The 4,364-nt window shown below is 71.5% G+C and carries 5 protein-coding genes; 1 reads left to right on the plus strand and 4 read right to left on the minus strand.

The features are described from left to right. Window positions 1-52: 52 nt before the first annotated feature. The 4 genes from ACFW9D_RS37355 to ACFW9D_RS37370 all read right to left on the minus strand — a co-directional run bounded on the left by ACFW9D_RS37355 (window position 53) and on the right by ACFW9D_RS37370 (window position 3,315). On the minus strand, window positions 53-940 hold the full coding sequence (locus tag ACFW9D_RS37355; RefSeq protein ID WP_384629842.1) for an oxygenase MpaB family protein: 888 nt from the start codon (window positions 938-940) through the stop codon (window positions 53-55). A gap of 70 nt (window positions 941-1,010) precedes the next feature. After that, window positions 1,011-1,289 carry a hypothetical protein gene (locus tag ACFW9D_RS37360; protein ID WP_188335880.1) on the minus strand — a complete coding sequence of 93 codons (279 nt, stop codon included), beginning with the start codon at window positions 1,287-1,289 and terminating at the stop codon, window positions 1,011-1,013. 33 nt (window positions 1,290-1,322) lie between these two features. Further along, on the minus strand, window positions 1,323-1,805 hold the full coding sequence (locus ACFW9D_RS37365; protein WP_384629844.1) for a macro domain-containing protein: 483 nt from the start codon (window positions 1,803-1,805) through the stop codon (window positions 1,323-1,325). A 37-nt stretch (window positions 1,806-1,842) separates the two neighbouring features. Next, window positions 1,843-3,315: an amino acid permease gene (locus ACFW9D_RS37370; RefSeq protein ID WP_188335881.1), complete on the minus strand. Its 1,473-nt coding sequence runs from the start codon at window positions 3,313-3,315 to the stop codon at window positions 1,843-1,845. Between the two features lie 291 nt (window positions 3,316-3,606). On the opposite strand from ACFW9D_RS37370, the gene ACFW9D_RS37375 reads away from it, so the two are divergent. Continuing rightward, window positions 3,607-4,362, plus strand: a complete 756-nt coding sequence (locus tag ACFW9D_RS37375; RefSeq protein WP_384629847.1) for a MerR family transcriptional regulator — start codon at window positions 3,607-3,609, stop codon at window positions 4,360-4,362. Window positions 4,363-4,364: the final 2 nt, after the last annotated feature.

Here is a 4,364-nt window from a genome sequence, read left to right on the forward strand (position 1 = left end):
ATCTCATCGGGCGCCAGGGCATCGGGGAAATGCGACGCGAAGCGTCTGCATTTCAGGGGCGCGGGGAACTGCGCGACCAGCCCCCACCGGCCCGCACACGGGACTCCGACCGAGCCTCGCGGGCCACGCTCAAATAGCGGAGGCGTTCAGGGAGGTGGGGGACGGTCAGGCGGACCAGCGCCGCGAAGCGGCGGAGCCGGCGCTCGTCGCGGGGCGACCACGGCAGCCCCAGAGCGTCCCGCGCCTCGGGAGGGAGCAACCCCACCGACAAGAAGCGCAGCCCCCGCACGAGAAGTGGCCGCACCAAGGGCCAGACGAGCCGCGCGGCGCCCGGCGGAGCCGGCAGCGCGCGGTGGGCGGACGTCAGCTCGGAGACGACCGCGTTCGGTGCGATCTCCAGGGCCAGCATCCGGTGGTAGTACGGCCAGAAATCCGCCGTCGTCTGCGGCATGTCCCGATCCCGGATGCCGAGGATCCGCCCGACCATGAGCCACTCCGCGTAGAACCGCTCGTCCTCCTCGGCGGTGAAGGGCCGCGCGAAGTAGCGCCGGGCGTACCGCGCGACGGGGTACCCGGTGGCGTGGACCCAGGCGTAGTAGGCGGGGGTCAGCGCGTGATAGCGCCGGCCGCTCGGATCGGTGCCGCGCACCGTCCGGTGGACACGGCGCAGTCGGCGGCCCTCCTCGACGGCGGCCTCTCCCCCGTACACCCACAGCAGCACGGAGTTCAGCGAGCGGGCGCCGCGCCCCCAGGGGTCGGTGCGGAAGACGGAGTGTTCGTCGACGCCGGCGCCGACGGCGGGGTGGGCGACCTGGAGGACGAACGCGGCGGGCAGCGCGAGCAGCGAGCGGATGTCACCGGCGGTGTCCCACAGGATGCCACCGGGGGGCGGCGGGGACGGGTCCGGGCCGGGAGGGATGTCCGGTTCGTGCTGCGTCATGGTGTGTCCCGTGGGGCGGCCGCGTACGGGTGTGGCGTGTGATCCAGTATGCGCCGGGCGGGCGCCGCCGCTATGTCTCGCCGCCGTAGCGTTTGGCCAGGTCCGAGGCGAGCTCGGAGACGCAGGTGCACAGATCGCTGACGGCGACGGAGTGCTCGGTGACCTGGGCGGGGGCGGGGCGTGCGGGGACGATCCGGGCGCGCAGGCCGCCGGGTCCGGCCGGCGGGGCCGCTCCCCCGTTGCGCCGGGGCCGCAGCCGCGCGGAGGTGACGAGCGCGGTCGCCAGCGCGACCGCGAGTACGGCGAGTCGTCCCGCCTTGACCTGGACGCGCCACGGAACCATCGCCATGGCTGGTTCCTACCCGCAGGGCGGGACGTGATGTCACCCGTCGTGGTCGTACACGGTGACAGGCGTCCCGCGGCGCACGAGGCGCTCGGTGATCAGGGGTTCGACGCGGGACCACGCGCCGCCGGCCAGGCCGCAGCCGATACGGGGCATGTGGACCGAGGCGCCGAGCTCCGCGGCGCGGGCCGCGACCGCCGTGAGGCCTTCGTCGATGGCCTCGTAGCGGACGGGCACGGCTCTGCTCCCGGCCCGGCGGATGCCGCGCTGCCCGACCAGGTTCGCCACCCACAGGTCCGGCTCGACCGGGACGAACTGGACGGCGCCGAGCGCGAAGTCGTTGTCCGCGCGCTCGCGGTGCCAGCGGCGGAAGGCCCGCTCCGGCTCCGGCCAGCGGCGGGACAGGGCGCGGACGAAGCCCTTGCCCCAACCTCCGATGTCGTTGCAGACATGGACGATCAGGCGCGGGCCCTGCCCCGACGGCGCGGTGGCGTCACCCCGGACATACGTGATCTCCGACATGACGCCACCGTAGGGCGAGGCACTGACAACGGGCGGGTCAGTCGCCCTGGGCCACCTTGGTCAGCTCCTCGGTCGCCGTGCGCTCCACGCGGCGGCGGACACCGAACCAGCCGAGGACGAGCATCGCCGCGACGATCGGGATGAGGTACAGCGTCTTGCGGCCGACCTCGGGGTCCTTCCACATGAGGCCGAGCACGGCCAGCAGGAAGGCGATCGTCACGTACTCGGTGACACCGCTGCCGGGCAGCTTGAAGTGCGGCCGCTGGACCAGGCCCTGCTTGGCCCGCCGGACGAAGGCGAGGTGGCAGATCATGATGATGACCCAGGTGCTGATGATGCCGAGCGAGGCGACGTTCAGCACGATCTCGAAGGCCTTGCCGGGCACGACGCTGTTCAGGACGACGCCGAGGACGCCGACGCCCGCGGTGAGCAGGATGCCGCCGTAGGGCACCTGGTTCTTGTTCATCACGGCCGTGAAGCGGGGCGCGGAGCCCGCCATCGCCATCGAGCGCAGGATGCGGCCGGTGGAGTAGAGGCCGGAGTTCAGGGACGACATGGCGGCGGTGAGGACCACGAGGTTCATCACGTCACCGGCGGCGGGGACGCCGATCCGCGAGAGGACGGTGACGAACGGGCTCTCGTCGGCGGAGTACATGACGCCGGGCAGGAGCAGCGCGAGCAGGACGACCGAGCCCACGTAGAAGAGGCCGACGCGCCACATGATCGAGTTCACCGCGCGGGGCACGACCTTGTGCGGCTCGGCGGTCTCGCCCGCGGCGACACCGACCAGCTCCAGGGACGCGTAGGCGAAGACGACACCCTGCATGACGAGGACGACGGGCATCATGCCGTGCGGCAGGAAGCCGCCGTTGTCCGTGATGACGCTGAGGCCGGGGGTCTGGCCGCCGACGTCGTGCTGGGTGACCAGCAGGAAGATGCCGACGAACATGAAGGCGACCAGGGCGGCGACCTTGACGATCGCGAACCAGAACTCCATCTCGCCGAAGATCTTCACGGAGATCAGGTTGATGGCGAGGACCACCGCGAGGGCGATCAGGGCCAGCACCCACTGCGGGATGCTCGTGAAGAAGCTCCAGTAGTGCGTGTACAGGGCGATCGCCGTGATGTCGGCGATGCCGGTGGTCGACCAGTTGAGGAAGTACATCCAACCGGCGACGTACGCGCCCTTCTCGCCCAGGAACTCACGGGCGTACGAGACGAACGAGCCGGAGGAGGGCCGGTACAGGACCAGCTCGCCGAGGGCGCGTACGACGAAGAAGGCGAAGATGCCGCACACGAGGTACGCGACGGCGAGGGCGGGGCCGGCCGAGTGGAGGCGGCCTCCTGCCCCGAGGAAGAGTCCGGTGCCGATCGCGCCACCGATCGCGATCATGTTGACGTGGCGGGCCTTGAGGTCCTTGCTGTAACCGGCGTCGCCCGCATCGGCGGGCGCCTGGGACGCATCTGTGCGGGATGCGTCCATAGCCGTGGTGACGGCGTCCTTGCTCACGTGGGGGTGTCCACTCTGTGGTGCCCGGCGACGTGGGGGCCGCCGGGGTCCGGATGTGCTCCGGTCCGCGACACCCCTGACAGCGCGCGGACCGACGGTGCACCTTCCCCCACGCATCCCGGAACACGCGGTGGCGGAGATCACATAGCGGCGCTTCTCACATGGCGGGACGCCTCTATGCACGGACTCGAGCGCGGGTGTATGGCCGCCGAAGCACCTGCCCACGGGCTTTCACACCGTAGGTGTGTCAGCAATACTGTAGAACCCGATCGCACGCGTACGAGGACGAGGATGACGACGGACATCGAGGACGCCGGGACGGCGTCGGGCCCCACGCTGACCGTCGACGAACTGGCGGCCCGCGCGGGCGTGACGGTCCGCACCATCCGCTTCTACAGCACCAAGGGGCTGCTCCCGCCGCCGGTCATCGGGCCGCGCCGGGTCGGGCACTACGGGCAGGACCACCTCTCCCGGCTGGCGCTGATCGAGGAGCTCCAGCACCAGGGCATGACCCTGGCCGCGATCGAGCGGTACGTGGAGCAGCTGCCGGCGGACCTGAGCGCGCACGACCTGGCGATCCACCGGGCCGTCGTGGCGAGCTGGGCACCGGACGCGGCGGAGGAGATGAGCCTCGCGGACCTGGAGCGCCGGGCCGGGCGTCCGCTGTCCGGCGCCGATCTGGACCGGCTCTCGGCGATGGGCGTCGTCGGGTACGAGGACGACGCGGACGCCTACCGGGTGGACGTGGGGCTGCTGCGGCTCGGTGTGCAGCTGCTCGACGTGCCGATCGCGCACGAGACGATCCTGGCCTCGCGGACCGTGCTGCTCGATCACGCGCGGGAGGCGGCGCACGAGCTGTCGCGGCTGTTCCGCGACGAGGTGTGGGGTCCCTACCGCGAGCGGGAGTCGGATCCCGAGCACGTCGCGGCGATGAAGTCGCTGTCGGCCCACATGCAGCCGATGGTGATGCAGGCGCTGGTGACCGCGTTCCAGCGGTCCCTGAGCGAGGAACTGCGGGAGGCGTTCCGCTCGGGCTCGGAGAGCTGAGC

Source organism: Streptomyces sp. NPDC059524, assembly GCF_042749255.1.
Classification (GTDB): domain Bacteria; phylum Actinomycetota; class Actinomycetes; order Streptomycetales; family Streptomycetaceae; genus Streptomyces; species Streptomyces xanthii.